This is a genomic window from Cupriavidus sp. 21MJTG02-4 (assembly GCF_057798975.1).
This window is the reverse complement of the sequence record NZ_JBYOJP010000014.1, coordinates 63,273-87,539: the sequence shown is the minus strand read 5'-3', so window position 1 is coordinate 87,539 and position 24,267 is coordinate 63,273. Positions and strand designations below refer to the sequence as shown.

General features: G+C 67.8%; 22 protein-coding genes. 11 read left to right on the top strand and 11 right to left on the bottom strand.

The window, feature by feature from the left end; all coding sequences use genetic code 11:
• Positions 1–179 precede the first annotated feature (179 nt).
• From AC3FKH_RS24710 to AC3FKH_RS24700, 3 genes are read left to right on the top strand one after another with little or no spacing between them, the layout of a single operon-like run.
• Positions 180–1,400, top strand: coding sequence for an efflux RND transporter periplasmic adaptor subunit (locus AC3FKH_RS24710; RefSeq protein ID WP_488678486.1), 1,221 nt, complete (start codon positions 180–182; stop codon positions 1,398–1,400).
• A complete protein-coding gene (locus tag AC3FKH_RS24705) occupies positions 1,397–4,570 on the top strand; it encodes an efflux RND transporter permease subunit (protein WP_488678418.1) in 3,174 nt (1,057 codons plus the stop codon). Before AC3FKH_RS24710 ends, AC3FKH_RS24705 begins: the two co-directional genes overlap by 4 nt.
• Positions 4,567–6,015 (top strand): efflux transporter outer membrane subunit, encoded by a 1,449-nt coding sequence (locus tag AC3FKH_RS24700; RefSeq protein WP_488678417.1) that lies wholly within the window; start codon positions 4,567–4,569, stop codon positions 6,013–6,015. Before AC3FKH_RS24705 ends, AC3FKH_RS24700 begins: the two co-directional genes overlap by 4 nt.
• Here the strand turns inward: AC3FKH_RS24700 and AC3FKH_RS24695 are convergent.
• The 3 genes from AC3FKH_RS24695 to AC3FKH_RS24685 form a co-directional block, all read right to left on the bottom strand.
• The gene (locus tag AC3FKH_RS24695; protein WP_488678416.1) at positions 6,004–7,359 is read right to left on the bottom strand and encodes an MATE family efflux transporter; all 1,356 of its coding nucleotides are present in this window, start codon (positions 7,357–7,359) and stop codon (positions 6,004–6,006) included. The genes AC3FKH_RS24700 and AC3FKH_RS24695 overlap by 12 nt on opposite strands.
• Positions 7,360–7,369: 10 nt before the next feature.
• Complete coding sequence (locus AC3FKH_RS24690; RefSeq protein ID WP_488678415.1) at positions 7,370–7,879, bottom strand: winged helix-turn-helix transcriptional regulator; 510 nt, start codon at positions 7,877–7,879, stop codon at positions 7,370–7,372.
• Between the two features lie 126 nt (positions 7,880–8,005).
• Entirely contained in the window at positions 8,006–8,908 is a 903-nt protein-coding gene (locus AC3FKH_RS24685) for a LysR family transcriptional regulator (protein WP_488678414.1), read from the bottom strand.
• Positions 8,909–8,962: 54 nt separating this feature from the next.
• On the opposite strand from AC3FKH_RS24685, the gene AC3FKH_RS24680 reads away from it, so the two are divergent.
• The 4 genes from AC3FKH_RS24680 to AC3FKH_RS24665 all read left to right on the top strand — a co-directional run bounded on the left by AC3FKH_RS24680 (position 8,963) and on the right by AC3FKH_RS24665 (position 14,123).
• The gene (locus AC3FKH_RS24680) at positions 8,963–10,537 is read left to right on the top strand and encodes an acyl-CoA synthetase (RefSeq protein WP_488678413.1); all 1,575 of its coding nucleotides are present in this window, start codon (positions 8,963–8,965) and stop codon (positions 10,535–10,537) included.
• Positions 10,538–10,613: 76 nt separating this feature from the next.
• Positions 10,614–11,609 carry a Bug family tripartite tricarboxylate transporter substrate binding protein gene (locus tag AC3FKH_RS24675; RefSeq protein ID WP_488678412.1) on the top strand — a complete coding sequence of 332 codons (996 nt, stop codon included), beginning with the start codon at positions 10,614–10,616 and terminating at the stop codon, positions 11,607–11,609.
• Between the two features lie 160 nt (positions 11,610–11,769).
• The gene (locus AC3FKH_RS24670) at positions 11,770–13,266 is read left to right on the top strand and encodes a chloride channel protein (RefSeq protein ID WP_488678411.1); all 1,497 of its coding nucleotides are present in this window, start codon (positions 11,770–11,772) and stop codon (positions 13,264–13,266) included.
• A 137-nt stretch (positions 13,267–13,403) separates the two neighbouring features.
• Positions 13,404–14,123 carry a hypothetical protein gene (locus tag AC3FKH_RS24665; RefSeq protein ID WP_488678410.1) on the top strand — a complete coding sequence of 240 codons (720 nt, stop codon included), beginning with the start codon at positions 13,404–13,406 and terminating at the stop codon, positions 14,121–14,123.
• A gap of 39 nt (positions 14,124–14,162) precedes the next feature.
• On the opposite strand, the gene dapB is transcribed toward AC3FKH_RS24665, so the two are convergent.
• Both dapB and AC3FKH_RS24655 read right to left on the bottom strand, forming a co-directional pair.
• Positions 14,163–14,972 carry a 4-hydroxy-tetrahydrodipicolinate reductase gene (dapB, locus tag AC3FKH_RS24660; RefSeq protein WP_483730514.1) on the bottom strand — a complete coding sequence of 270 codons (810 nt, stop codon included), beginning with the start codon at positions 14,970–14,972 and terminating at the stop codon, positions 14,163–14,165.
• 56 nt (positions 14,973–15,028) lie between these two features.
• Positions 15,029–15,487: an Lrp/AsnC family transcriptional regulator gene (locus tag AC3FKH_RS24655; protein ID WP_488678409.1), complete on the bottom strand. Its 459-nt coding sequence runs from the start codon at positions 15,485–15,487 to the stop codon at positions 15,029–15,031.
• Between the two features lie 138 nt (positions 15,488–15,625).
• On the opposite strand from AC3FKH_RS24655, the gene AC3FKH_RS24650 reads away from it, so the two are divergent.
• The 3 genes from AC3FKH_RS24650 to AC3FKH_RS24640 all read left to right on the top strand — a co-directional run bounded on the left by AC3FKH_RS24650 (position 15,626) and on the right by AC3FKH_RS24640 (position 18,678).
• Entirely contained in the window at positions 15,626–16,807 is a 1,182-nt protein-coding gene (locus AC3FKH_RS24650) for a saccharopine dehydrogenase family protein (RefSeq protein WP_488678408.1), read from the top strand.
• Complete coding sequence (gene amaB, locus AC3FKH_RS24645; RefSeq protein ID WP_488678407.1) at positions 16,804–18,321, top strand: L-piperidine-6-carboxylate dehydrogenase; 1,518 nt, start codon at positions 16,804–16,806, stop codon at positions 18,319–18,321. The genes AC3FKH_RS24650 and amaB overlap by 4 nt, the downstream gene beginning before the upstream one ends.
• 144 nt (positions 18,322–18,465) lie before the next feature.
• Complete coding sequence (locus AC3FKH_RS24640) at positions 18,466–18,678, top strand: hypothetical protein (protein WP_488678406.1); 213 nt, start codon at positions 18,466–18,468, stop codon at positions 18,676–18,678.
• Positions 18,679–18,699: 21 nt separating this feature from the next.
• Here the strand turns inward: AC3FKH_RS24640 and AC3FKH_RS24635 are convergent, their stop codons facing one another.
• The 6 genes from AC3FKH_RS24635 to hemA all read right to left on the bottom strand — a co-directional run bounded on the left by AC3FKH_RS24635 (position 18,700) and on the right by hemA (position 23,824).
• The gene (locus tag AC3FKH_RS24635) at positions 18,700–19,332 is read right to left on the bottom strand and encodes a UbiX family flavin prenyltransferase (protein ID WP_488678405.1); all 633 of its coding nucleotides are present in this window, start codon (positions 19,330–19,332) and stop codon (positions 18,700–18,702) included.
• A gap of 8 nt (positions 19,333–19,340) precedes the next feature.
• Positions 19,341–19,652 (bottom strand): Grx4 family monothiol glutaredoxin, encoded by a 312-nt coding sequence (gene grxD / locus AC3FKH_RS24630; protein WP_483709514.1) that lies wholly within the window; start codon positions 19,650–19,652, stop codon positions 19,341–19,343.
• 132 nt (positions 19,653–19,784) lie between these two features.
• Positions 19,785–20,654, bottom strand: coding sequence for a peptide chain release factor N(5)-glutamine methyltransferase (gene prmC / locus AC3FKH_RS24625; protein WP_488678404.1), 870 nt, complete (start codon positions 20,652–20,654; stop codon positions 19,785–19,787).
• Between the two features lie 157 nt (positions 20,655–20,811).
• Positions 20,812–21,138, bottom strand: coding sequence for a hypothetical protein (locus tag AC3FKH_RS24620; RefSeq protein ID WP_488678403.1), 327 nt, complete (start codon positions 21,136–21,138; stop codon positions 20,812–20,814).
• Between the two features lie 195 nt (positions 21,139–21,333).
• Complete coding sequence (gene prfA, locus AC3FKH_RS24615; protein ID WP_488678402.1) at positions 21,334–22,416, bottom strand: peptide chain release factor 1; 1,083 nt, start codon at positions 22,414–22,416, stop codon at positions 21,334–21,336.
• A gap of 103 nt (positions 22,417–22,519) precedes the next feature.
• Positions 22,520–23,824: a glutamyl-tRNA reductase gene (hemA, locus tag AC3FKH_RS24610; protein WP_488678401.1), complete on the bottom strand. Its 1,305-nt coding sequence runs from the start codon at positions 23,822–23,824 to the stop codon at positions 22,520–22,522.
• Positions 23,825–23,981: 157 nt separating this feature from the next.
• Between hemA and AC3FKH_RS24605 the strand changes: the two genes are divergently transcribed.
• Positions 23,982–24,227 carry a GlsB/YeaQ/YmgE family stress response membrane protein gene (locus AC3FKH_RS24605; protein ID WP_488678400.1) on the top strand — a complete coding sequence of 82 codons (246 nt, stop codon included), beginning with the start codon at positions 23,982–23,984 and terminating at the stop codon, positions 24,225–24,227.
• Positions 24,228–24,267 lie beyond the last annotated feature (40 nt).

Genomic DNA, 24,267 nt, shown 5'->3' with positions numbered 1-24,267 from the left:
GCGCATGACCGCCGATTTGCGCGACGAAATGAGTAAACACGGCCACAAAAAGTTTGAATAGGCGCGCCCTTTGGCGCGCCGTAACCTGCCTGAACAGGCACCAGCACGGCCGGCTTTGGCTAGTCGTGCCGGAACAAGAGGCTGCCATGTTTGCTGGCACAGGAGGTCACGTGAGGACAATGCTCAACTGGCGCAGGGCAGCGGGGCTGCTTGCGGTCTTGCTGGTGGCGGGGTGCAGCAAGGAAAAGCCGGTGGCAGCTGCGCCTCCTGCGGTGGAGGTCGGGGTCATGACGGTAGCGCTGCGGGACGTGCCGCTGGTCTACGACTTCGTCGGCCAGACCGAGAGCTCGCAGCAAGTGGAGATCCGGGCGCGCGTCAATGGCTTCCTGGACAAGCGGGTCTATACCGAGGGCGCGGTGGTCAAGGCCGGCCAGACCCTGTTCCTGATGGACCGCAAGCCGTTCGAGGCCACCTTGCAGGCGGCCGAGGCCGAACTGGGGCAGCAGCAGGCCCGTCTGTCCACGGCCCGCGCCGACCTGAAGCGCGTGCGGCCGCTGGCCGAGCGCAACGCCCTGAGCCAGCGCGATCTCGACGATGCCGTGGGCAAGGAGCAGGCCGCCGCCGCGGCCGTCGAAGGCGCGAAGGCCAATGTCATCAGCGCCCGGCTCAACCTCGGCTATACGACCATCACTTCGCCGGTGGCCGGCCTGTCGAGTTTCGCCAAGCGCCAGCCGGGCTCCTATATCGACGCGGCCAACAGCCTGCTGACCTACGTCGCCAGGCTCGACCCGATGTGGGTGAATTTCAGCCTGTCCGAGAATGAAGTGCTGCGCATGCGCACGGAGCGCGAATCGGGCGCGATCAAGTATCCCGGGCAGGACAACTTCGACGTCGTCATCGTGCTGGCCGACGGAACCGAATTCCCGAACCATGGGCGCATTGCCTTCGCCGATGCGTCGTTCAACGCGCAAACCGGCACCTACCTGGTCCGTGCCGAGCTGGCCAACCCCGAAGGCGTGCTGCGCCCCGGCCAGTTCGTGCGCGTCAAGGTGCATGGCGCCACGCGCACGAGTGCGATTGCCGTGCCGCAGGACGCCATCATCCAGAGCCAGCGCGGCCAGACCGTGTGGGTGATCGGGCCTGACAACAAGGCCCAGCAACGCGTGGTCGATGTCGGCGAGTGGACCGGCAATAACTGGGTGGTGCGTTCCGGACTGAAGGCCGGGGAGCGCGTCGCGGTGAGCGGCACGCTGCGCCTGGCGCCTGGCGTACCCGTCAAGCCGGTCGAGGCCACGCCTGGCGCAGCCCCCGCTGCGGCCAGCGGCGCCGCGGCGCCACCCGCGGCTCCCGCTCCGGCATCGAGCGCGGCAGCCGCAGCACCAGCCGGGGGCAAGTCATGAAACTTGCCCACTTTTTCATCGACCGCCCCATCTTTGCGGCGGTCGTTTCCATCGTCATCACGGTGGGCGGCCTGGTCGCGCTGACCAAGCTGCCGATCGCCCAGTTCCCGGACATCACGCCGCCCACGATCACCGTCACCACGCGCTACCCGGGCGCCAGCGCCGAAGTGGTGGCGCAGAACGTGGCCGCGCCGATCGAGCAGCAGGTCAACGGCGCGGACCGCATGATGTACATGAGCTCGACGAGCTCTTCCACGGGTGACCTGACGCTGACTTCCTATTTCGAGATCGGCACGGACCCGGAACTCGCGCAGGTGGACGTGCAGAACCGGGTCAACCTGGCGTTGCCCACGCTGCCGAGCGAGGTGACGTCGCAGGGCGTGTCGGTGCAGAAGCGTTCGTCCGCGTTCATGATGGTGATTGCCATCTACTCGCCGGACAACAGCTACAACCAGACCTTTGTCGGCAACTACGCCAACATCTATGTGCTGGACGCGATCAAGCGAATACCCGGCGCGAACCAGTCGTCGATCTTCGGCAGTCCGGACTACGCCATGCGCATCTGGCTGCGGCCGGATCGCATGGCCTCGCTCGGCATCACGACCGAAGACGTGAAAAACGCGGTCGCGGCCCAGAACCAGCAGTTTTCCGCCGGTCGTATCGGCCAGTCTCCGACCAACGGTCCGGTGCAGCTGACGTTCCCGATCTCGACCAAGGGCCGCATGACTGAGCCGGCCGAGTTCGACAATATGATCCTGCGTGCGCAGTCCGGCGAAACGGCGCTGGTGCGGCTCAAGGACATCGGCCACGCCGAACTGGGCTCCAAGGACTATTCGCTGCGCAGCCGCTACAAGGGCAAGACCGCCACGCTGATGGCGGTGTACCAGCAGCCGGGCGCCAACGCGCTGGACGTGGCCAAGCAGGTGCGCGCCACGCTCACCGAGCTGAAGAAGAGCTTCCCGCCCGGGCTGGAGTACGAGGTCGCGCTGGACACGACCGAGTTCGTGCATGAGTCGATCAACGAGGTGGTGCATACGCTGCGCGACGCCGTGATCCTGGTGATCCTGGTGGTGTACCTGTTCCTGCAGAGCTTCCGCGCCACGCTGGTGCCGCTGCTGGCCGTGCCGGTGTCGATCATCGGCGCCTTTGTCGGCATGAGCGCGTTCGGCTTCTCGGTCAACATGCTGACCTTATTCGGCATGGTCTTAGCGATCGGCATCGTCGTGGACGATGCCATCGTGGTGATCGAGAACGTCGAGCGCAACATGACCGAGTTCAAGCTGCCACCGAAGGAAGCCGCCAAGCGGGCGATGGACGAGGTGAGCGGGCCGGTGGTGGCGATCGTGCTGGTGCTGCTCGCGGTGTTCATCCCGGTGGCGTTCCTGTCCGGCATTACCGGCCAGCTCTACAAGCAGTTCGCGGTCACCATTGCCGTGTCGGTGGTGCTGTCCGGGGTCGTGGCGCTGACGCTGTCGCCAGCCCTGGCGGCCATCCTGCTCAAGCCGGGCGAACACAAGAAGAACCGCTTCTTCACCTGGTTCAACAACAAGTTCGACCAGCTCATCGCCGGTTACGACAAGTCGCTGCAGTTGGTGATACGGCGCTCAGTGGTGTCGATTGCGATCATCGTGGTGATGGTGGCCGTGAGCGTGCTGATGTTCATCCGCATTCCGGGCTCGTTCCTGCCGGTCGAGGACCAGGGCTATCTGTTCGGCGCCGCGGTCATGCCGGATGCCGCCAGCCTGGACCGCACCGGCGACATGACCAAGCGCGCGGAAACCTGGCTGGCCAAGCAACCTGGCGTGGCCTCGGTGGCGACCGTCGACGGCTACAGCCTGATCGACTCCCAGAACAAGGCCAATGCCGGCACGCTGTTCATCACGCTCAAGGGCTTCCATGATCGCGGCAAGGGCGAAAGCGCGAACGACCTGATCGTCAAGGGCAAGAAGGAGTTCTCGGCCTACCAGGACGGCGTGGTCATCCCGATCAATCCGCCGTCGATTCCTGGCCTGGGTACGACCGGCGGCTTCGAGTTCTGGCTGCAGAGCACCGGCGACAACACGTACCAGCAGCTGGAAGAGCGGGTGCGCGCGTTCATTGCCAAGGCGCACCAGCGGCCGGAACTGACGGGCGTGAATTCGACCATCAACTCGCGCTCGCGCCAATACCTGGTGGAGGTGGATCGCGAACGTTCCGAAACGCAGGGGGTGCCGGTCGAGAACGTGTATTCGGCGTTGCAGACCATGTTCGGGTCGCTGTACGTGAGCCAGTTCCCGAAGAACAGCCGCCTGTTCCAGGTGATCCTGCAAGCCGAGCCGGATTTCCGCTCGCGGCCTGAAGACCTCGACAAGGTCTACGTGCGCAACAGCAAGGGCGAGATGGTGCCGATCAAGGCGGTGACCACGACCAAGTACATGCCTGGCGCCGACATCGTCACGCGCTTCAATAACTTCCCCGCCGCCAAGATTGTCGGCGATGCCGCGCCGGGCTACAGCTCGGGGCAGGCACTGTCGGCCATGGAGGAAATCGCGCAGGAGGTGCTGGGCGAGGGCTACGCGTATGCATGGAGCGGGCAGGCCTACGAAGAGAAGACTGCCGGCTCCACCGCCGTCTACGTGTTCGCCTTCGCGCTGCTGATGGTGTTCCTGATCCTGGCGGCCCAGTACGAAAAATGGTCGCTGCCGCTTGGTGTGCTGCTGGCGGTGCCGTTCGCGCTGTTCGGCGCCTTGCTGGGCATCCTGATGCGGGGCATGGAGAACGACGTCTACTTCCAGATCGGCCTGACCGTGCTGATTGCGCTGGCCGCGAAGAACGCCATCCTGATCTTCGAGTTCGCCGTGGAAATGCGCGAAAAGGAAGGACTCAGCGCGTATGACGCCGCCATCCATGCGTCCAAGATGCGGCTGCGCCCGATCATCATGACCTCGCTCGCGTTCATCCTGGGCTGCGTGCCGCTGGCCATTGCCAGTGGCGCCTCGGCGGCCAGCCGGCAGTCGCTCGGGACGGGCGTGATCGGCGGCATGCTGGGCGCCACGGTGATCGCGCTGTTCTTCATCCCGATGTTCTTCTGGGGGCTGGAGCGCATGTCCGAAGGCAAGGCCAAGGGCGAAGCCAAGGCCGGGGGCGCATCGCAGCCGCCAGCCGTGCCACCGGCGGGAGAACCATCATGATTGCGCGTGCCTGGATGCTGGGCGTCGGTGCCGCGGCGGCGCTGAGCGGATGTGCAATCGGTCCCAATTACCAGCGGCCGGAAACGCCGGATGTCGCGCAATATCGCATGGATACCGGCCAGCTGGCCATTGCGGCGGACGGCGACTGGTGGAACCAGTTCAACGATCCGCAGCTCAACGCGCTGGTCGACGAGGCGTTGGCCAACAACTACGACGTGCGCATTGCCGCCGCGCGCATCGACGAATTCCGCGGCCAGCTGATGGTTGCGCGCTCCGGCTTGTTCCCGCAGCTGAACCTGAACGCGGCCGCGACGCGCCAGCGCGCGGGCACGTTCAACGGCACGCAGTTCGCGTCGTTCGACGGGCCGCGCAACTCGTACCAGCTGCTGGCCAATGCGAGCTGGGAACTCGACCTGTGGGGCCGCATCCGGCGCCAGGCCGAGGCCGCCGAGGCCAGCCTGTGGAATGCCGAGTACGCGCGGCGCGGCGTGGTGCTGTCGCTCGCGGCGTCGGTGGTGCAGGGCTATGCCACGCTGCGCGGGCTCGACGCGCAGCTTGAAGTCGCGAAGCAGACGCTGGAATCGCGTGCGAGCGGGCTCGACATCTTCAAGCAGCGCTACGAAGGCGGTGTGATTTCCGAGATGGAACTGGCCCAGGCCCAGAACGATTTCTATGTCGCGGAGGCGTCCATACCGCAGATCCGCACCAGCATCGCGCAGACCGAGAATGCGCTGTCGGTGCTGCTCGGGCGCCAGCCGGGGCCGGTCGAGCGGGGCAAGGGCATCTATGAGCTGCAGGCGCCGCCTGTCGGGGCCGACCTGCCGGCGGTGCTGCTGTCGCGCCGGCCCGATGTGCTGCAGGCCGAGCAGGTCGCGGTGGCGGCCAACGCGCAACTGGGCGCGGCCCAGGCGCTTTACCTGCCTTCCGTCAACTTGAGCGGGTTGTTCGGCGCGATCGCATCGTCTCCGGCGGGGTTGTGGGACAGCGCATCGCGGGTGTGGGGGTTTGGTGCGGGACTGACCCAGCCGATCTTCCAGGGCGGCGCCATCCGTGGCCAGGTGCAGTCGGCGTCAGCGCAGCGCACCGAGGCCATGCTGGCCTACCAGGGCACCGTGCTGGCGGCGCTGGCCGATGTGAACACCGCTCTCGCCAACGGGGTCGAAACGCGTAACCGGCTGGGCAGCCTGCGCAACCAGGAGAAAAGCCTGACCATCTATGCCGACCAGGCCTATGCGCGCTATGAGGGCGGTTATTCGAGCTACCTGGAAGTCACCAACGCGCGCGAGAAGCTGTTCGACGCGCAGCTGGCCGCGATCCAGGGGCAGGTCGATGTGCTGAATGGCACTGCGGCGCTGTACAAGTCGCTGGGCGGCGGCTGGCCGGCGGTGCCCGATGTGGTCCGGGGCGCAGGCATGCAGGGCGACGCGCCCGTGCTAGCGCGCTGACCATTCCGCCTGGCGCACGCCCAGCGCCGTCACCAGGCCGTAGGCGGTGATCCCCATCGCCACGCCCAGGAAATGCCCATCCAGCCCCATGCCGGCGACATTGGCGAGAAGCCAGCCGCCGCCGGCAGCCAGGCCGATCCGGCACAGGCCGGCCGCGATCGGCCAGCGCATGCGGCCCGCGCCCATCGAGGCAAAGTACAGCGCCATGCCCAGCCCGAAGCCGCCAAAGGCCGGCCCGACCCAGGACAGCGCGCGCGCGGCAATGGCGGCGACCTGCTCGTCCTGCGTGAACAGCCCGGCGAACCGGTGCGGCATCATGCCGACCAGTGCGCCGGCCACGCCGGCGATCAGCAGCGCCAGCAGCGCGCCGACCCACGCGGTGCGGCGCGCGGTATGCCAGTCGCCCGCGCCGACCGCGCGGCCGACCAGCGCGGTCAGCGCCGAGCCGACGCCAAAGGCCAGCGGAATCATCAGGAATTCAAGTCGCGCCGAGATGCCGTAGGCGGCCACGGCCGCCGTGCCATGGTGGCGCAACTGCGCGGTGACGAGGATGGTGGTCAGGTTGGCCACCGACGCCAGCGCGCACGCCACCAGCCCGACCGACAGGATGCGCGCGAACAGCGCGCGTGACGGCCGCATGCGCAGCACCGGCACGAAGCCCGCGCCGCCACGCGCCACCACCACGGCCATCGCCAGGGCCGCGGCCCACGACACCGCCGCCAGCGCCGCGCCGATGCCGGCGAGACCCATGCCCATCGGTTCGGCCAGCAGCCACGACAGCAGCGGAAAGGCCACCCACATCAGCGCCAGCACGCGCGCGGCCAGCGCGTGGCGCCCGCCGCCGCGCAGCACCGAGGCCAGCGTGTTGGCGAGCCAGGCCGGCACCGCGCCCACCCCAAACAGCCAGATCGCGTAGGTGGCCGCGGCCTCGGCTGCGGTGACCCCGGCCACCGCGCCCAGCACGCCCCGCGGGAAGCCCGCCAGCACGACGGCGAATGCCAGGCCGGCCGTCACCGCGATGATGAGCGCATGCAAGACCAGCGACGAGGCCTCCTCACGCTTGTTGGCCCCCAGCGCGCGGGCGATGGCGGACACCACGCCGCCGCCCATGGCGCCCGTGGACATCTGCTGCAGCAGCAGCGCAAACGGCAGCACCACGGCCCAGCCGGCCAGAGCCGCGGTGCCCTGGCGGGCGGCGAGCCAGGTTTCCACCAGCTGCGCGCAGGATTGCAGAATCGCGATCACGGCGGTTGGCCCGGCCAGGCTGCCGATGCGGCGCGCCAGTTCGGTCGCCGGTACGGGGTCCGCGCTGGCGGCCGAGGCTACGGTATTGGGGGCGGTCATGGCGGGCGTTTCAGGAGGCATGGTTGTCCTCAGGCTCGGCGTCGGTTTCGCCGAAGCGGCGGCGCAGGAAGCGTCCCGCGCCAGGGCCAGGCAGGACGCGGACATCGTCCAGCGTGATCGCGCTGCCATCGGCGCGCGTGAGCGAGGGCGTGGGGATTTCGGTGCCGCTGCGCTTGTCCTGCAGGACCGTCAGTGGACCCTTTTCATCGGTCATCCAGCGGTCCGCCCAGGCCTTGAGTGCGACATAGGCGGGGAAGAAGTCCCGGCCTTTTTCCGTGAGCTGGTAGACATGGCGCCCGCCGCCCTCAGGCGTGACCCGATCCAGCAGCCCGTGCGCCACGAGCGTCTTCAGCCGCGCGCTAAGGATGTTGGGAGCAATGCCCAGGTTCTTCTCGAATTCGTCGAAGCGCGTGCTGCCGTAGAACGCTTCGCGCATCACCAGGATGGCCCAGCGCTCGCCCAGCACCGCCATCGAGCGGGCCACCGGGCAAGGCATGGTTGTGAAATCGGTTGGGGGCATAGGTCTTTCGCGCCTGATGGTGTTTTACTTGCGATTTGCAAGTTTTCGGAATAATAGCTTGCGAATTGAAAGTTTGCACGGCGCGTTTTTGGCGTGCCGTACAGGTCTCAATTTGTCGTTGCGGTGCTATCCGTTGAATACCGGCAGCTTGCCAATCTCTTCCTTCAGAAACGCGATCAGCGCGCGCGTCGCCATGGTCGGATGCCGGCTCGGCGTGGTGATGACGTAGAGGCTGCTGCCGAGCCCTTCCGGTTTCCAGTCGGGCAACACCGGCACCAGTTGGCCCTGCCGCACTTCCTCCCAGCTCATATAGCGCGGCAGCAGGCTGATGCCATGGCCTTCGCGCACGGCCTGGTGCAGGAAGCGGAAGTGCTCCGATTGCAGATGGGGCGTGAGTTCGACTTCCTCACGCAGGCCGTCGCGATTGAGGGCCAGCACGAAACGCGTGCCGTACGGCGGGCACAGGAAGTGGCAGCGCTTCAGGTCGGCTGGCACGCCGGGCGGCGCCACCCGTTCCAGGTAGGCGGGCGACGCGCACAATTGCCAGTCGATCGGGCAGATCTCGCGCGCCACGTGGTCCAGCGGCGGCGACGACGTCACGCGCAGCGCCACGTCGATTTCCGAGGCGATCAGGTCCACCACGCGGTTCGCGAAGAACACGCGCAGCGTGATGCCTGGGTAGCGCTGCGCGAACTGCAGCAGCAGCGGCGCGACGAACGCATCGCCCAGGCCCGTGGGCATGCTCACGCGCACATGGCCGCGCAGCGTCTTGCCCAGGCTGTCGATCTCGGCCTGCGCCGATGCCACCTCCTGCAAGATCCGAAGCCCATGCTGGTAGAGCGCCTGGCCGGGCTCGGTCATCTCCAGCCGGCGCGTGGTGCGGCGCAAAAGCTGGGCGCCGGCCTGCTGTTCCAGCTCGCGCAACTGTCGGCTCACCTGCGAGCGCGTCACGCCGCGGCGCCTGCCGGCTTCGGCCAGATTGCCGGCATCGACGATGTCTACAAAAGCCTCGATCAGGTTCAGGTCCATCGGGGATTGCCTGCAGGATTGTCACGTCTGGCGCAACATTGTGATTCCGGTGCGGTGAATTGTCGATGCCACGCAGCGCGGCTACAGTGGAACGCTGCCAAACAGGACAAAGCACAGGAGACACCGATGGCGACAGACCTCTGGTTCGAAGACATGCACCGCGACGGCGCCGAACTGCTCGATCGTGGCGCCCGCCTGGCTGGCGGCCTGCGCGCCGCGGGGCTGCAGGAGGGCGACGTGGTGGCGGTGCTGCTGCGCAACGATCCGGTCTACGTCGATGTCGTCCAGGCCTGCCGCATCGGCGGCACCTATTACTGCCCGATCAACTGGCACTTCACCGCCGAGGAGGTGCGCTTCCTGCTGGCCGACAGCGGCGCCCGCGCGCTCATCGTGCATGCAGGCCTGCTGGCTGCCGTGCGCGAGGCCATACCGGCGGGCATGGCTGTGCTGGCCGTTGCCGACGACGCGCAGGCGCCTGACGACGGTATCGACTACGAAGCGTGGCTCGCACAGCAAGCGCCGTATGACGGCCCGCGCGTGTCTCCGCGCGGCCACATGGCCTACACCTCGGGCACCACCGGCCGTCCCAAGGGTGTGCTGCGCGAACCCGTGCCGCTGGACCAGCTCGAAGACCAGCTCGCGCGCTCGCGCTCGCTGGTGCGGCAGGTCTACGGCATCGTCCCCGGCTGCCGCGCGCTGATGACGGCGCCGCTGTACCACAGCGCGCCCGGTTCGTTCATCCAGAACGCGCTGCAGATGGCCGAGCGGCTGGTGCTCACGCCGCGCTTCGATGCCGAGCAGGTGCTGGCGCTGGTGGAGAAGCATCGCATCGACGTGCTTTACCTTGTGCCGATCATGTACGTGCGCCTGCTCAAGCTGGCGCCCGAGGTGCGCGCGCGCTACGACCTGTCGTCGATCCGCTTCGTCGCCTCGACCGGCTCGCCGTGCGCGCCAGAGGTCAAGCGCGCGATGCTGGAATGGCTCGGCCCGGTCATCCACGAAACCTATGCGTCGAGCGAGGCCGGCATGATCACGGTCGCCACGCCCGCCGATGCCGCCGCCCGCCCCGGCACCGCCGGCAAGCCGGTGGACGACGCGCAGCTGCGCATTCTCGATACCGACGGCAAGCCGTGCGCGCCGGGCGAGATCGGCATGGTCTACGTGCGCCAGCCCGCCTACCCGGACTTCACTTACCGCAACAATGAGGTTGCGCGCCGCGCCATCGACCGCGATGGCCTGGTGACGCTTGGCGACATGGGCTATGTCGATGCGGATGGCTACCTGTTCATCTGCGACCGTGCATCCGACATGGTGATCTCGGGGGGCGTGAACATCTATCCGGCCGAGATCGAGCACGAACTGGTGCGCTACCCCGGCGTGGCCGATTGCGTGGTGTTCGGCGTGCCCGACGACGAATACGGCGAACGGCTGCTGGCCATGGTGCAGCCGATGCCGGACGCGACGATCCGCGAGGAAGACGTGATCGACTGGCTGCGCGCGCGCCTGTCGGGCTTCAAAGTGCCGCGCAGCATCGTGATCGAGCCGCAGTTGCCGCGCGACGAAACCGGCAAGCTGGCCAAGCGCCGGCTACGCGACCGGTACTGGGAAGGGCGCCAGCGGCGCGTCTGAACCGGGCGCGGCAAGGTCGCATCCATTAAAACCACAAGCATGGCGCCCACGATGGCGCCGCCAGACAGGAGACCCTATGCAAGGCAGTAAATTCGGCCGCCGGGCCTGGCTTGCCTCAACGGCAGCCGCAGTTTGTGTACTGGCAGGCGGCGCCGCGCCGGCGCAGGCCGCATATCCGGACCATCCGATCAAGCTCGTGGTGCCTTACACCCCGGGCGGCTCGACCGACCAGTTCGGCCGCGCGATGGCCGACGGCATGTCGCGCCAGCTGGGCCAGACCGTGGTGGTGGAAAACCGCCCGGGCGCGGCCACCATGGTCGGCACCACCAGCGTGGCGCGCGCGCCGGCTGATGGCTACACCATGGTGCTGGCCACCAACGGCAGCATGGTGCTCAACCCCATGTTGTACAAGAAGATCTCCTACGATCCGCCGCGCGATTTCAGGATCTTCAGCGTCGGCGCCGAGGTGCCGCTGGTGGTGGTGACCAACACCAAGGTGCCGGCCAGCAACGTGCGCGAGTTCGCCAGCTATGCCAAGGCCAGCGGCGGCAAGCTCAATTATTCGTCGGTGGGGCTGGGCAACGCGCTGCAGCTGGCCACCGAGATGCTGAAGACCGAACTGGGCATCGAGGTCACGCATGTGCCCTACAACGGCAGCGCGCCGGCGCTGTCGGCGCTGCTCGCCAATGACACGCAGCTGATGGTGGACGTGGTCAGCACCTCGCTGCCGCACATCAAGGCCGGCAAGCTCAAGGCGCTGGCCGTCACCGGCCGCCAGCGGCTGGACGTCCTGCCCAATGTGCCGACCGTCGCCGAAGGCGGCTACCCCAACTTCCAGGCCGCCACGTGGTTCGGCCTGGCCGTGCCGGCGCAGACCCCGCCCGAGGCCGTGGCCAGGCTGCGCGCCGCGGCCGACAGCGTGCTGAAGGACCCTAAATTCCGCGCCACCTTCAACGACCTGGGCCTGGTGGTGCAGCCGCCGCGCACGCAGGCCGAGATCGACCGCTATGTCGAAGCGGACCGCGAGCACTGGGGCAAGGTGATCAAGACCAACAACATCACGCTGGATTGACGAATCACCGCGTGGCGGAGCGCACGTTTGGGCGCCGGCGGCATTCGGCCGATTACCGGCGACGTGCGGTGCGCTCCGCGCTGACGGGCGTATAGTGCGACATCCAGGCACAGGCGCCCGCAACGCCGGGCGCGCAGGATGCCGCAATGCCCCGCACGTCATGACAGACCCCGCCCCACCCGAACCAACCAGCGCTTCCTCCGCCGCCGAGAACGCAGAAGCCATCCGCCCGGAGGCTTCGGATGCCGTCGCTGACGGCGCCCCGGGCCGCGCCAATGACCGACTGACCGACGCGATCAGCCGCCGCGCCCGCCTGGCAGCCTGGCGCAAGTCGCGCCAGGCCGGGCGCATCTCCCGGACCACGCTGCGCTATGCCGTTTTCATGTGCGGCGCCGGCTGCGTCGCGCTGTTCTCGCTGGTCTTCGCGTGGATCGCCGAACTGGCGCTGCGCTGGAACCACCATGTGACGCAGGCCACGCCATGGATCGCGTTCGTGATGCTGCCGTTCGGGCTGGCCGCGCTGCGCTGGCTGACCATCCGGCTTGCGCCGCAGGCGCGCGGCAGCGGCATTCCGCAGGTGATCGCGGCCGTCACGCTGCCGCCTTCGGGGCCGGCGCAGACGCTGCTGGTGTCGTTCCGCCAGTCGATGTGGAAGGTGCTGCTGACCGCGGCCGGCCTGCTCGTCGGCGCTTCGGTCGGGCGCGAGGGGCCGTCGGTGCAGGTCGGCGCCGCGGCCATGCTGGCCTGGGGCCACTGGTGCCACGAGAAGATGCGCTTTCGCATAGGCTTTCATCCTAACGCGCTGATCGCGGCCGGCGCCGCGGGCGGTCTTGCCGCCGCGTTCAACACGCCGCTGGCCGGCGTGGTATTTGCCATCGAGGAACTTGGCCGCGGCACGGCCGTGCGCTGGGACCGGCTGGTGCTGTCCGGTGTGCTGACGGCAGGCTTTCTGTCGCTGGCCTTGCTGGGCAACAACCCGTACTTCGTCGTCAAGGTGCCCATGCTGGTGCTGCATGCCGCGTGGGGGCCGGTGATCCTGTGCGCGCTGGTGTGCGGCGTGCTCGGCGGGCTGTTTGCCAAGGCGCTGATCGGCGGCGTGCCGGGACTGTTGCCGGCGCGCTGGCGTCACTGGCCGCCCAGGCATCCGGTACAGGTGGCCTTTGCCTGCGGCCTGGTGGTGGCGCTGCTTGGCTGGGCGACGGGCGGAGCGACCTTCGGCACCGGCTATGAGCAGGCCTCGGGGCTGATCAATGGCGAATCGCATGCCACGCTGTGGTTCGGACTGGCCAAGTTGGCGGCCACGGTGGTGTCGTACTTCGCTGGCATTCCCGGCGGCATTTTCACGCCGGCACTGGCCATCGGCGCCGGCATCGGCGAGAACGTCGCGCACTTTATCCCCGGCATGCATGAGCCGCGCTTGCTGGCGCTGGTCGCCATGGCCGCGTTCCTGGCCGGCGCCACGCAGGCGCCCATCACGGCCAGCGTGATCGTCATGGAAATGACGCGCACGCAGGACCTGACCCTTTTCCTGCTGGCGGCCTCTCTGCTGGCGTCGTTTATCTCGCGGCAGTTCTCGCCGCACCCGTTCTACCATCACGTCGGGCACGTCTTCCGCCGCGAGGCCCAGGCACTGGTGCGCAAGGCCCCGGCAGGCTGACCGCCAAGGTCAGGATGCGCGCACTTTGCAATGGGCGAGGTGCCCCATGCGCCATGCCTGTGGGGTGTTATGCAGGCGGCCGGAACATCCGGCCCGCCACAGGCTCCAACAGGGGCATTTTTTGAGGAGTCCGGATTTTGAAATTTCCCGTTGCCAGGCTGGCTGCCGCCGGCCTGATCGGCGCCGCCACGAGCGCCTTTGCCGCCCCGGCCGCCCCGGCCGCCCCAGCCGCCGCGGCACCGAAGCCTGCCCAGAAGGCTGCACCCGCCGGCGACAGCGCGCTGGCTCCAATGCTGAAACTGCTGGAAATCGGCAATCCGCTGCCCGCGCTGCCTGACTGTGCCGACAAGCGCACGCCCGATGGCCGCGACGTGACCGCCTTCTGCGTGGAGGTGAAGGGCGACGGCATCATGCGCCAGGTCGGCATTCCGCGCGACAAGCGTCCAGCCTTCATGGACGGCGTGCATGTCCTGGCTTTTGCGGACGGCAACGCGCTGGTCGGCGTGGTCGTGCCGACCGGCGGCCCCAATTCGCAGCAGGCCGCCCTCGATAGCGTGAACGCCCTCTACGGCAAGCCGTTCCGCCAGGAGCAGGAGGAGATGCGCGACAAGTCCGGCAACACGGTCAAAACCATCCACGCAGGCTGGATGCAGAAGCCGCTGACGGTCGAGCTCTACGCCATGCCGGAAGACCCGAGCACCGGCACCATCGAAATGCTGCTGCCGCGCGCCCGCGCGCTAATGGCGGACAAGGACGCGCAGGTCGCTCAGCAGCTGGCGCCGGCATCGGCACCAGCCGCCGCGCCGAGCAAGGAAAAGAAGCCGGCGCCCAAGCCTGTCAAGCCAGGCAGCTGGTAACGCCCGGTTGATCGCCCCGATGCCTGCCTGCCTGCCGGCTCAGATGCCTTCCATCACCTTGTCCAGCCCGCGCACCACGCCGCGCACGGTGTGGACCTTGCGGATCGCCAGCAGCGCGCCCGACACGTAGGGCTTGGAGCCGTCGCCGGCTTCATGCTTGAGGTGCAGGCGCTGGCCGTCGGCGCCGAAGATCACTTCCACGCCGAGCTGGTAGCCGGGCAGCCGCACGGCATGCACCTGCGTGCCGGACATGGTCGCGCCGCGCGTTTCGCGCGGGCCGTTGACCTGGTCCACCGGTACGGCCTGCTGCGCGGCTTTGACCTCGCCGAGACGGAAGGCCAGCTCGCGCACGGTGCCCGATGGCACGTCGACCTTGCCGGCCTTGGCGTAGTCGATGATCTCCCAGTGATCGAGATGGCGCGCCGCCATTTCCGCGAACTTCTGCAGCAGCACCACGGTGATGGCGAAGTTGCCGCACGCCAGCACGCCGCGCTCGGCCTTGCGCGCGGCGGCGTCGATCTCGGCATAGTCATCGTCGGTCAGGCCCGACGTGCCGACCACCACGTGCGCGCCGTGCGCCAGCGCCTGCAGGATGTTGTGCTTGGCAATGGCCGGCTTGGTGTATTCCACGTAGACGTCATAGGGCGTGCTGCCCAGCGCCTCGATGCTGGCCGCCGCCACGCCCGGCGTATCGGCATGGCCCGTCAGCTGCGCCAGCGGCTGCCCTGCGGCGCCGCGCGACAGGCCGGCCACCAGCGTCATGTCGGCCGCGTGCGCCACGCCGCGTGCCAGTTCGCCGCCGGCCCAGCCGGTTACGCCGCCTACGGCGACACGGATCGGATTGCTCATCGTCTTTTCTCTCCCGTTTCCTGAGTTCCTGAGGGTGGTCGCAGGAGCATACCGCGCTAGCCGGTTGCGCGTCGGCGGTCGATTTTCCTGGCCAGCACGATCGACGTGGTGGTGTGGTTCACGCCGTCGAGCATGCCGATCTCGTCAAGCAGCTGGTCGAGCCGCGCGTGGGTGTCGCAGCGGATCACCGCCATGTAGTCCACCGGGCCGCTGACCGAACTCAGTTCCTCGATTTCCGGCAGGCGCTGCAAGGCCCGCACGATGGTCGGGCCGGCCTTGGGCTGCACCGACAGCCCGCAGAACGCCTGGATGGCGTTGTCGCCCATCTCGCGCCCCAGCCGCACGCCGTAGCCTGCAATCACGCCCAGACGTTCCAGCCGCGCAATCCGCGCGACCACGGTCGTGCGGGCGATGCCCAGACCGCGGGCCAGGTTGGCCGCACTTTCGCGCGCATTGGCCTGCAGTAGCGCCAGCAGGTGCCGGTCGGTCTGGTCGAGCTTGTCGGGATCAGCCATATCGTCGAAATCCGTCGTCGTTTCGTTCGATTATGGAGGACATTCGTCGAACTCATGTCTTCTTTCTGTTGTGCGTGCTGACCATACTTCAATCAGGCATCGACAACGCACGAACAGGCTTGGACAGAGGAGGACACCATGCAGCCATCTACCCTCGGCCGCGGCTCGCCGCGCGACCTGACCCGGGCCAAGGGCCCCTTGCAAGTCGTGGTGCTGGGCGCCGGCAAGATCGGCCGCACCATTGCCACGATGCTTCACGACAGCGGCGACTACCGCGTGAGCCTGGTCGACAACGATGCGCGCCGGCTCGACGGCTTGCCGCGTGCCATCGCCGTGCGCGCCGGGGATCCGACCGAGCCTGGCACCTGCGCCGCGCTGCTGGCGGGGGCCGATGCCGTGCTCAACGCGCTGCCCTTCCACGCCGCCGTAAGCGTGGCCACCGTGGCGGCACGGCTGGGCGTCCACTACTTCGACCTGACGGAGGACGTGGCCGCGACGCAGGCGATCCGCCAACTCGCGCAGAACGCACGCGCCGTGCTGATGCCGCAGTGCGGCCTGGCGCCGGGCTTTATCGGCGTGGTCGGCAATGACCTGGCGCAGCGCTTCGTGCGCGGCGGCGGCGAGCTGCTGGACCTGCAGATGCGCGTCGGCGCGCTGCCGCGCTATCCGAGCAATGCGCTCAAGTACAACCTGACCTGGAGCACCGAAGGGCTGATCAACGAGTACTGCAATCCGTGCGAGGCGATTGTCGATGGCCGCCGCGTGGAGCTGCCGGCGCTCGAAGGGCTGGAAACCTTTGCGCTGGACGGCATCGAGTACGAGGCCTTTAATACCTCAGGCGGGCTCGGCACGCTGCCGGAGACCCTGGCGGGCCGCGCACGCAATGTCGACTACAAATCCATCCGCTACCCGGGCCACTGCGCGCTGATGAAGCTGCTCCTCAACGACCTGCGCCTGCGCGAGCGGCGCGGCTGGCTGCGCGAGATCTTCGACCGCGCGATTCCGGTCACGGAGCAGGACGTGGTCATCATCTTCGCCACCGCGACCGGCTATCCGGCCGGCGGCGAGCGCGGACGCGGCCCGCTCACGCAGGCTTCGTTCTCGGCGCGAATCGGCGGCGTGGATGGCCCGGCCGGGCATGTCAATGCGATCCAGCTCACGACGGCCGCGGCCATCTGCACGGCGCTGGACCTGGTGGCCAGCGGTGGGCTGCCGCAAGCGGGCTTCGTGCGGCAGGAAGCCGTGCCGCTCGCGGCCTTCCTGGCCAACCGTTTTGGCCGCCACTACACGCAGCATCCACTGCAGGAGATGACCGTATGAAAGCGCAAGAGATCGCGGCGTGCTGGCAGTCGATGGGTTTGCCCCGGCCATGGAGCGACGGCACGCCGGCCGGCACGGTCATCGTTCGTTCGCCGGTCGATGGCGAAGCCTTCGGCCACGTTCCGGCCTGCACGCCAGCCCAGGCCGACGCTCTGATTGCACGCGCGCATGAGGCGCAGACCGGCTGGGCGCTGGTGCCGGCCCCGGTGCGCGGGGAAATCGTGCGCCGCTTCGGCGAGGTGCTGCGCGAACACAAGATGGCCCTGGGCCGGCTGGTGTCGCTGGAGTCGGGCAAGATCCTGCAGGAAGGGCTGGGCGAAGTGCAGGAGATGATCGATATCTGCGACTTCGCGGTCGGGCTGTCGCGGCAACTGCATGGGCTGACGATCGCGTCGGAACGCCCGCAGCATGCAATGCGCGAGACCTGGCATCCGTATGGCCTGTGTGGCGTGATCTCGGCCTTCAATTTCCCGGTGGCGGTGTGGGCGTGGAACGCGGCGCTCGCGCTGGTGTGCGGCAACGCAGTGCTATGGAAGCCGTCGGAAAAGACCACGCTGTGCGCGCTCGCCGCGCATGGCTTGTTCGAGCGCGTGCTGGCTGCCACCGCGCCGCAGCATGCGGGCATATCGGCCGTGCTGCCGGGCGGGCGCATGATCGGTACGCACCTCGTCGGACATCCCGCGGTACGCCTGGTCAGCGCGACGGGCTCCACGCGCATGGGCCGCGAGGTCGGCGTAGCATGTGCCCAGCATTTCAAGCGCAGCATCCTGGAACTGGGCGGCAACAACGCGGCCATCGTGACGCGGTCGGCGGATATCGAACTGGCCGTGCGCGCCATCACGTTCGCGGCGGCCGGCACGGCCGGGCAGCGTTGCACTACGCTGCGCCGCTGCTTTGTGCATGCCGACCTGATGGACACCATGGCGAGCCGCCTCGTCACGGTGTTCGACCGCCTGCCGGTCGGCGACCCGCTCGAAGACAGCACGCTGCTCGGCCCCCTGATCGATACCGCGGCGGCCGATGCCATGGCCAACGCCTTGGCCAGTTGCCGCGCGCAGGGCAGTATCGTCACGGGCGGCGAACGGCTGCTGGCGGACCGCTTCCCGCATGCCAGCTACGTGCGCCCGGCCCTGGTGATGACGGAAACGCAGCACGACACCATGCTGACCGAGACCTTCGCGCCGATCCTGTACCTGATGCCCTACACCTCGCTCGACGAGGCCATCGCGCTGAACAATGCGGCGGCGCACGGACTGTCGTCGTGCATCTTCACGGAGTCGCTGCGCGAGGCGGAACGCTTCCTGTCATCGGCGGGCAGCGACTGCGGCATCGCCAACGTGAACATCGGCACCAGCGGGGCCGAGATCGGTGGCGCGTTCGGCGGCGAGAAGGCGACCGGCGGCGGCCGCGAGTCGGGGTCGGATGCGTGGAAGGGCTATATGCGGCGGGCCACCAACACCATCAACTACGGCGATACCTTGCCGCTGGCGCAGGGCATCCGGTTCGAGATCTGAGGCACAACGGAGCGGCTTTACGTTCATCCAATCGTTGCGAATCGTAACAAGGGTTACAGCGCCTTGACGCTGTATTACGGGAGTGCCCCGTATAACGTTTCCAGGGCAGGCACATGCCCGGAAGCGACCCCAAGGAATAAAACGATGAGAACAGTGACGATTGGACTGGCCGCAGCGGCCGCTGCCACAGCCTTGCTGGGCGGATGTGCGGTGTATCCGTATCCGGCCGGCCCCGGCCCCGCAGTCGCGGTGGCACCGGCGCCGGTCTATGTCGGCCCGCCGGCAGTGGTGGTGTCGCCGCGGCCGTACTACGGCTATGGCGGTTATGGCTACTACGGCCGGCGCCGCTACTGGTAAGCCGGCGCCGTAGAGGGCGGCTCAGTTGCCGCCGTCTCCGGCCTTGCCGTAGCCGCCGTTCAGACCCGGCCAGCTCGGGGCCAGGGTCTGGGCGATATCGGGCAGGTCGACCAGGTCGAGCACGCGGCCCACGGTGTGGTCGACCAGCTCGGCAATGCTTTGCGGCTTCTGGTAGAAGCCGGGCACGGGCGGGAAGACGATGCCGCCCATCTCCGTCACGGCCGTCATATTGCGCAGGTGCGCCAGGTTCAGCGGCGTCTCCCGCACCATCAGCACCAGCCGGCGGCGTTCCTTGAGCGTGACGTCGGCGGCGCGCGTGATGAGGTTGTCGGACAGGCCATGGGCCACGGCGGCCAGCGTGCGCATCGAGCACGGGGCCACCACCATCGCATGCGCACGGAACGAGCCGCTGGCAATGGTCGCGCCGATATCGCGCACGTTGTGCACGACATCGGCCATGGCTTCCACGTCGGCGCGGCTGATCTCCAGTTCGTGCTGGAGATTCATCACGCCCGCCGGGGAAATCAGCAGGTGGGTTTCCACCGTCGGCACCTCGCGCAGCACCTGCAAGAGGCGCACGCCATAGATGGCGCCGGTGGCGCCCGTGATGGCGACGATCAGCCGTTGCGGCACGGCGCCGCCGGTCACGGGCATGGCAAGCCTCAGCCCTTGAGCAGGGTCTGGAGTTCGCCGTTCTGGTACATCTCCATCATGATGTCCGAGCCGCCGATGAACTCGCCATTCACATAGAGCTGCGGGATGGTCGGCCAGCTGGCGTATTCCTTGATGCCCTGGCGGATGCCTTCGTCTTCCAGCACGTTGACCGTGGCCGGCGCATCCACGCCGCAGGCCTTCAGGATCTGGATGGCGCGGCCGGAGAAGCCGCACATCGGGAACTGCGCGGTGCCCTTCATGAACAGGACCACCGGGTTGCCCTTGACGATCTGGTCGATCTTTTGTTGCACGTCACTCATGATTGCTTTGTCGGTTGAGGTGGCGCCTGCATTTCAGGAGCCACCGGGTGTCGAAGGCCGCACGGGATGCCGCGCGACGGTGATCTGACGCAAATTTTACCGGATTCGCCGCCAGCCTTCAGGCGGCCCCCACTACGCGGCTCCCGGACGGCGTCCGCCGGTGCAGCGTTCCTGACCGGCCAGGTCGCGCGCGGTGAAAACTTCGGTGAAACCGGCGCGCTCCAGCAGCGCCTGTGTGGCCTTAGCCTGGTCGTAGCCATGCTCCATCAGAAGCCATCCGCCCGGCAGCAGCCGCCCGTGCGCGCCGGCGATGATCGCGGCCAGGTCCGACATGCCATCCTTGTGGTCGGTCAGTGCGTCGATCGGCTCGAAGCGCAGGTCGCCTTCCACCAGATGCGGGTCGCCTTCGGCAATATACGGCGGGTTGCTGACAATCAGGTGGAAACGCAGCTCGGGCGGGAGGGCGGCGTACCAGTCCGAAACCAGGAACTGGATGCCGTCTGCACCGAGTGCGCACGCGTTGTCCTGCGCCACCATCAGCGCGCCCGGTGAAATGTCGGTCGCCCACACCTCGGCATCGGTGCGCTCGCGCGCAATGGTCACGGCCAGGATGCCCGAACCCGTGCCCAGGTCCAGCACGCGCGGGTGTTGCACGCCGGCCAGCCGCGCCAGTGACGATTCCGCGGCGATTTCCGTGTCAGGGCGCGGGATCAGCACATCGGGCGTCACGCGGAACTTGCGGCCGAAGAATTCGCGCTCGCCGATCAGGTAGGCCATCGGCTCGCCGGCCAAGCGGCGCGCCAGCAGCGTGGCAAAGGCATCACGCTGGGGCAGGGTCAGCGTGTCGCCGTCACGGGTGATCAGTTGGGTGCGGGTCAGTCCGGTGACGTGCGTCAGCAGCATCCGCGCTTCCAGCGTGGGCAAGCCAGCCATGGCGGCGAGCGTCTGCGCTTCGCGCACGGTGGGAGTAGCCGGCAAGGCGCCGGACAGGGCAGGGGACATCGGCAATGCGGGAACGGAAGCGCCGGCGGCGACACGCCGGCCGGAAACAAAAAACCCCGCCGGGCGTTGGCCTGGCGGGGCTTTCGGCGGGTCTACCAGCTAGGGAAGCAGTGTAGCGCCGAACCCTGGCGGCTGGTGCGAATCCCCGTAGCGGTCATTACTTATTGACGGCGTCCTTGGCCTTGTCGGCGCCCTCGTTGACGGCGTCCTTGGCGGCTTCCTTGGCATGTTGCATGGCGTTGCCAGCGTCGGTCTTGGCCTTGTCAGCGGCGGCCGAGACATCGGCGGCGGCGTTGCTGGCCGCGGCCTTGGCGGCATCGGCGGCGTTGCTGGCGGCTGCGGCGGCATCGCTGGCGGCGGCCTTGGCCGACTCCGCGGCGCTTTGCATGGCGCTATCGGCGCTCGGCGTGGCCGGCGCTTCTTCCTTCTTGCTGCAGGCGGCCATGGCCGCGGTGATCATCAACAGCGCGAGCAGTTTCTTCATGATTTCGTCCTTTATGTCCGTGCGTCAGAGAGACAGTTGCCGGCAGCTTCTTCTGTCGCCGGTCGAAAACGATTATAGACAGCGCCCTTTCGCCCGCCAGTGCTGTTTCAAGCATTTACAACAGATACAAAGCTTTGAGCGCAGTTGAGCGGGGATCCTGCCAAGTCGCCTTTGGCGCGCCCGGACAAGGAACGCTCAGGCGTCATCGCCGAGCGCTGCCAGCTGGTCGGCCTGGTGTTCCGCCGCGAGCGCCGAGACCAGTTCCTCCAGGTCGCCGTCCATGATCATGTCGATCTTGTAGAGCGTGAGGTTGATGCGGTGGTCGGTCACGCGCCCCTGCGGGAAGTTGTACGTGCGGATGCGGTCGCTGCGGTCGCCCGTGCCGATCAGGTTGCGGCGCGTGCTGGCTTCCTTGGCCTGCGCGGCGCGCGTCTGCTGGTCCTTGATGCGCGCCGCCAGGACCTTCATGGCCTTGTCCTTGTTGCGGTGCTGGCTGCGGTCGTCCTGGCACTCGACCACGATGCCGGTCGGGATATGCGTGAGGCGCACCGCCGAGTCGGTCTTGTTGACGTGCTGGCCGCCGGCGCCCGACGCGCGGAAGGTATCGATGCGCAGGTCGGACGGGTTGATTTCCACTTCGCCCACTTCGTCGGCCTCGGGCATCACCGCCACCGTGCAGGCCGAGGTATGGATGCGGCCCTGCGCCTCGGTGGCCGGCACGCGCTGCACGCGGTGGCCGCCGGATTCGAACTTCAGGCGCGAGAACGCGGCATCGCCGGCAATGCGCACGATCACTTCCTTGTAGCCGCCCAGGTCCGATTCGGACTCGCTCATGATCTCCACCTGCCAGCGCTGGCGTTCGGCAAAGCGCGTGTACATGCGCAGCAGGTCGCCCGCGAACAGCGCGCTTTCCTCGCCGCCGGCGCCGGCGCGGATTTCCAGCAGCAGGTTGCGGTCATCGTTGGGGTCCCGCGGCAGCAGCAGCTTCTGCAGGCTGGCTTCCAGCGTCTCCAGGCGCTCGCGCGCGCTGGCGATCTCGTCGGCCGCGAAGTCCTTCATCTCGGGATCGTCGAGCAGCGCCTGCGCGGTGGCCAGGTCGTCCTGCGCCTGGCGATACAGGCCATATTGCTCGGCCACGGGCGACAGTTCGGCATGCTCGCGGCTGAGCTTGCGGTACTGGTCGATCCTGGCGGTCGCGTCTTCGCGGGCAAGCAGGGCGTTGACTTCATCAAGTCGCTCGGCCAGTTGGTCGAGCTTGGCAAGCATGCTGGCTTTCATGGGAATCCGGGTGGGGAAGGCGGGAGAGCCGGGGCGCGATCATTACAGCGCGGGCGGCGAATTGCCGGCGCGCAGGGCGCGCGGGCGCAGCGGTTGGGCGCGGCTAGCGCTCGGAGTGGCTGCTGTGGCGGAACAGGCCGGGCACCAGGCGTACCAGCGCCTCGCGGTCTTCGCCCTGCATGTGGTTCAGCGCATGGGTCGGGCCATGCAGGAACTTGCGCGTCAGCGCGCCCGACAGGGCTTCGAGCACGGCTTGCGGGTCGTCGCCGCGCGCGAGCATGCGGCGGGCACGGTCCAGTTCGGCCTGGCGGATCGATTCGCCGGCGGTCTGCAGTTCGCGGATGACCGGCACCACGCTGCGCGTTTCCAGCCAGTGCATGAAATTCTGCACGCGGCTTTCGATAATGGCTTCGGCCTGCGCCACGGCGGCCTGGCGCAGCGCATTGCCTTCGCGCACGACGGCGCCGAGGTCGTCCACGGTATAGAGAAAGACGTCGTCCAGACGCGCGACTTCGGGCTCCACGTCACGCGGCACGGCCAGGTCGACCATCATGATCGGGCGGTGCTTGCGGCGCTTGACCGCGCGTTCCACCGCGCCCAGGCCGATGATCGGCAGCGAGCTGGCGGTGCAGGACACCACGATATCGAACTCATGGAGCCGGTCGCCCAGTTCCTGCAGGCGGATCGCCTGTGTGGTCAGGCCCTGTTCGGCGAGTTGTTCGGCGAGTTTTTCGCCGCGCTCGACCGTGCGGTTGGCCACGACAATCTGGCGCGGCTGCTGCGCGGCGAAGTGCGTGGCGCACAGCTCGATCATCTCGCCGGCGCCGATGAACAGCACGCGCTGCGTCGAGATGCTTTCAAAAATCCGTTGCGCCAGGCGGACGGCCGCGGCGGCCATCGACACCGAATGCGCGCCGATCTCGGTCTGGCCGCGCACTTCCTTGGCTACGGCGAAGGTGCGCTGGAACAGCTGGTTCAGGTAGGTGCCCAGCGAGCCGGCTTCGCCGGCGGTGCGCACCGCGTCCTTGAGCTGGCCCAGGATCTGGGTTTCGCCCAGCACCATCGAATCGAGCCCGCTGGCGACGCGGAACGCGTGGCGCACGGCCTCGGACTGCGGCAGCGAATACAGGTGCGGCGCCAGGTCGGATGCCGGCACGTTGTGGTGCTGGGACAGCCACCGCAGCGTATGTTCGAATCCTTCGGCGCCCGGCTTGAGGACGTCGGTGGCGCAGTAGATTTCGGTGCGGTTGCAGGTGGAGAGGATGGCGGCTTCGGTACCGTTGCGGCCTGCCAGGTGGCTTTGCAGTGCCCCAAGTGCCGGTTTGATCTGCTCAAGCGGAAACGCCACCCGTTCGCGCAGCGAAACTGGTGCCGTCGTATGGTTGATGCCGATCGCGAGCAGTTGCATTTGTAGGGACTGGTACCGGGTCCGCAGCAAGTGCGGCCCGATTGCCATTATAACGTCGGGATCGGAACTTGCAGGCCGCACAGGATCAAAGCCGCCGGTGCGGTATCGTTACGCCGGAATCGCCGGACTGTGGTTCCGGAGACACACGGGAGTCAGGATGCTGGGCACGTTGATGGTCGGATTGCTGGTGGGACTGGCCGCGCGCCAGATGCATCCCTCGGGCAAGGTCGTTTCCCTGCCGGCCGCGCTGGTACTGGGCATGGCGGGAGCGGTGGCGGCTTTCTATGGCGGGCGCGCGCTGCATCTGTTCATCGACGGGCAGATGAGCGGATGGCTGGCGGCGATCGTGGGCGCCTCGCTGCTGGTCGGGCTCTGGGGCACGTTGCGGCCTCGCCACGGGTAAGGTCAGAACTGACGATTTGGCGCGCAATCCGCGCCGATGG

What these genes read in the sequence shown, in the direction of transcription:
- AC3FKH_RS24710 (WP_488678486.1), top strand. Translation starts at nt 180, where the DNA reads ATGCTCAACTGGCGCAGGGCAGCGGGGCTGCTTGCGGTCTTGCTGGTG.
- AC3FKH_RS24705 (WP_488678418.1), top strand. Translation starts at nt 1,397, where the DNA reads ATGAAACTTGCCCACTTTTTCATCGACCGCCCCATCTTTGCGGCGGTC.
- AC3FKH_RS24700 (WP_488678417.1), top strand. Translation starts at nt 4,567, where the DNA reads ATGATTGCGCGTGCCTGGATGCTGGGCGTCGGTGCCGCGGCGGCGCTG.
- AC3FKH_RS24695 (WP_488678416.1), bottom strand. Translation starts at nt 7,359, where the DNA reads ATGACCGCCCCCAATACCGTAGCCTCGGCCGCCAGCGCGGACCCCGTA.
- AC3FKH_RS24690 (WP_488678415.1), bottom strand. Translation starts at nt 7,879, where the DNA reads ATGCCCCCAACCGATTTCACAACCATGCCTTGCCCGGTGGCCCGCTCG.
- AC3FKH_RS24685 (WP_488678414.1), bottom strand. Translation starts at nt 8,908, where the DNA reads ATGGACCTGAACCTGATCGAGGCTTTTGTAGACATCGTCGATGCCGGC.
- AC3FKH_RS24675 (WP_488678412.1), top strand. Translation starts at nt 10,614, where the DNA reads ATGCAAGGCAGTAAATTCGGCCGCCGGGCCTGGCTTGCCTCAACGGCA.
- AC3FKH_RS24670 (WP_488678411.1), top strand. Translation starts at nt 11,770, where the DNA reads ATGACAGACCCCGCCCCACCCGAACCAACCAGCGCTTCCTCCGCCGCC.
- dapB (WP_483730514.1), bottom strand. Translation starts at nt 14,972, where the DNA reads ATGAGCAATCCGATCCGTGTCGCCGTAGGCGGCGTAACCGGCTGGGCC.
- AC3FKH_RS24655 (WP_488678409.1), bottom strand. Translation starts at nt 15,487, where the DNA reads ATGGCTGATCCCGACAAGCTCGACCAGACCGACCGGCACCTGCTGGCG.
- AC3FKH_RS24650 (WP_488678408.1), top strand. Translation starts at nt 15,626, where the DNA reads ATGCAGCCATCTACCCTCGGCCGCGGCTCGCCGCGCGACCTGACCCGG.
- amaB (WP_488678407.1), top strand. Translation starts at nt 16,804, where the DNA reads ATGAAAGCGCAAGAGATCGCGGCGTGCTGGCAGTCGATGGGTTTGCCC.
- AC3FKH_RS24640 (WP_488678406.1), top strand. Translation starts at nt 18,466, where the DNA reads ATGAGAACAGTGACGATTGGACTGGCCGCAGCGGCCGCTGCCACAGCC.
- AC3FKH_RS24635 (WP_488678405.1), bottom strand. Translation starts at nt 19,332, where the DNA reads ATGCCCGTGACCGGCGGCGCCGTGCCGCAACGGCTGATCGTCGCCATC.
- grxD (WP_483709514.1), bottom strand. Translation starts at nt 19,652, where the DNA reads ATGAGTGACGTGCAACAAAAGATCGACCAGATCGTCAAGGGCAACCCG.
- prmC (WP_488678404.1), bottom strand. Translation starts at nt 20,654, where the DNA reads ATGTCCCCTGCCCTGTCCGGCGCCTTGCCGGCTACTCCCACCGTGCGC.
- AC3FKH_RS24620 (WP_488678403.1), bottom strand. Translation starts at nt 21,138, where the DNA reads ATGAAGAAACTGCTCGCGCTGTTGATGATCACCGCGGCCATGGCCGCC.
- prfA (WP_488678402.1), bottom strand. Translation starts at nt 22,416, where the DNA reads ATGAAAGCCAGCATGCTTGCCAAGCTCGACCAACTGGCCGAGCGACTT.
- hemA (WP_488678401.1), bottom strand. Translation starts at nt 23,824, where the DNA reads ATGCAACTGCTCGCGATCGGCATCAACCATACGACGGCACCAGTTTCG.
- AC3FKH_RS24605 (WP_488678400.1), top strand. Translation starts at nt 23,982, where the DNA reads ATGCTGGGCACGTTGATGGTCGGATTGCTGGTGGGACTGGCCGCGCGC.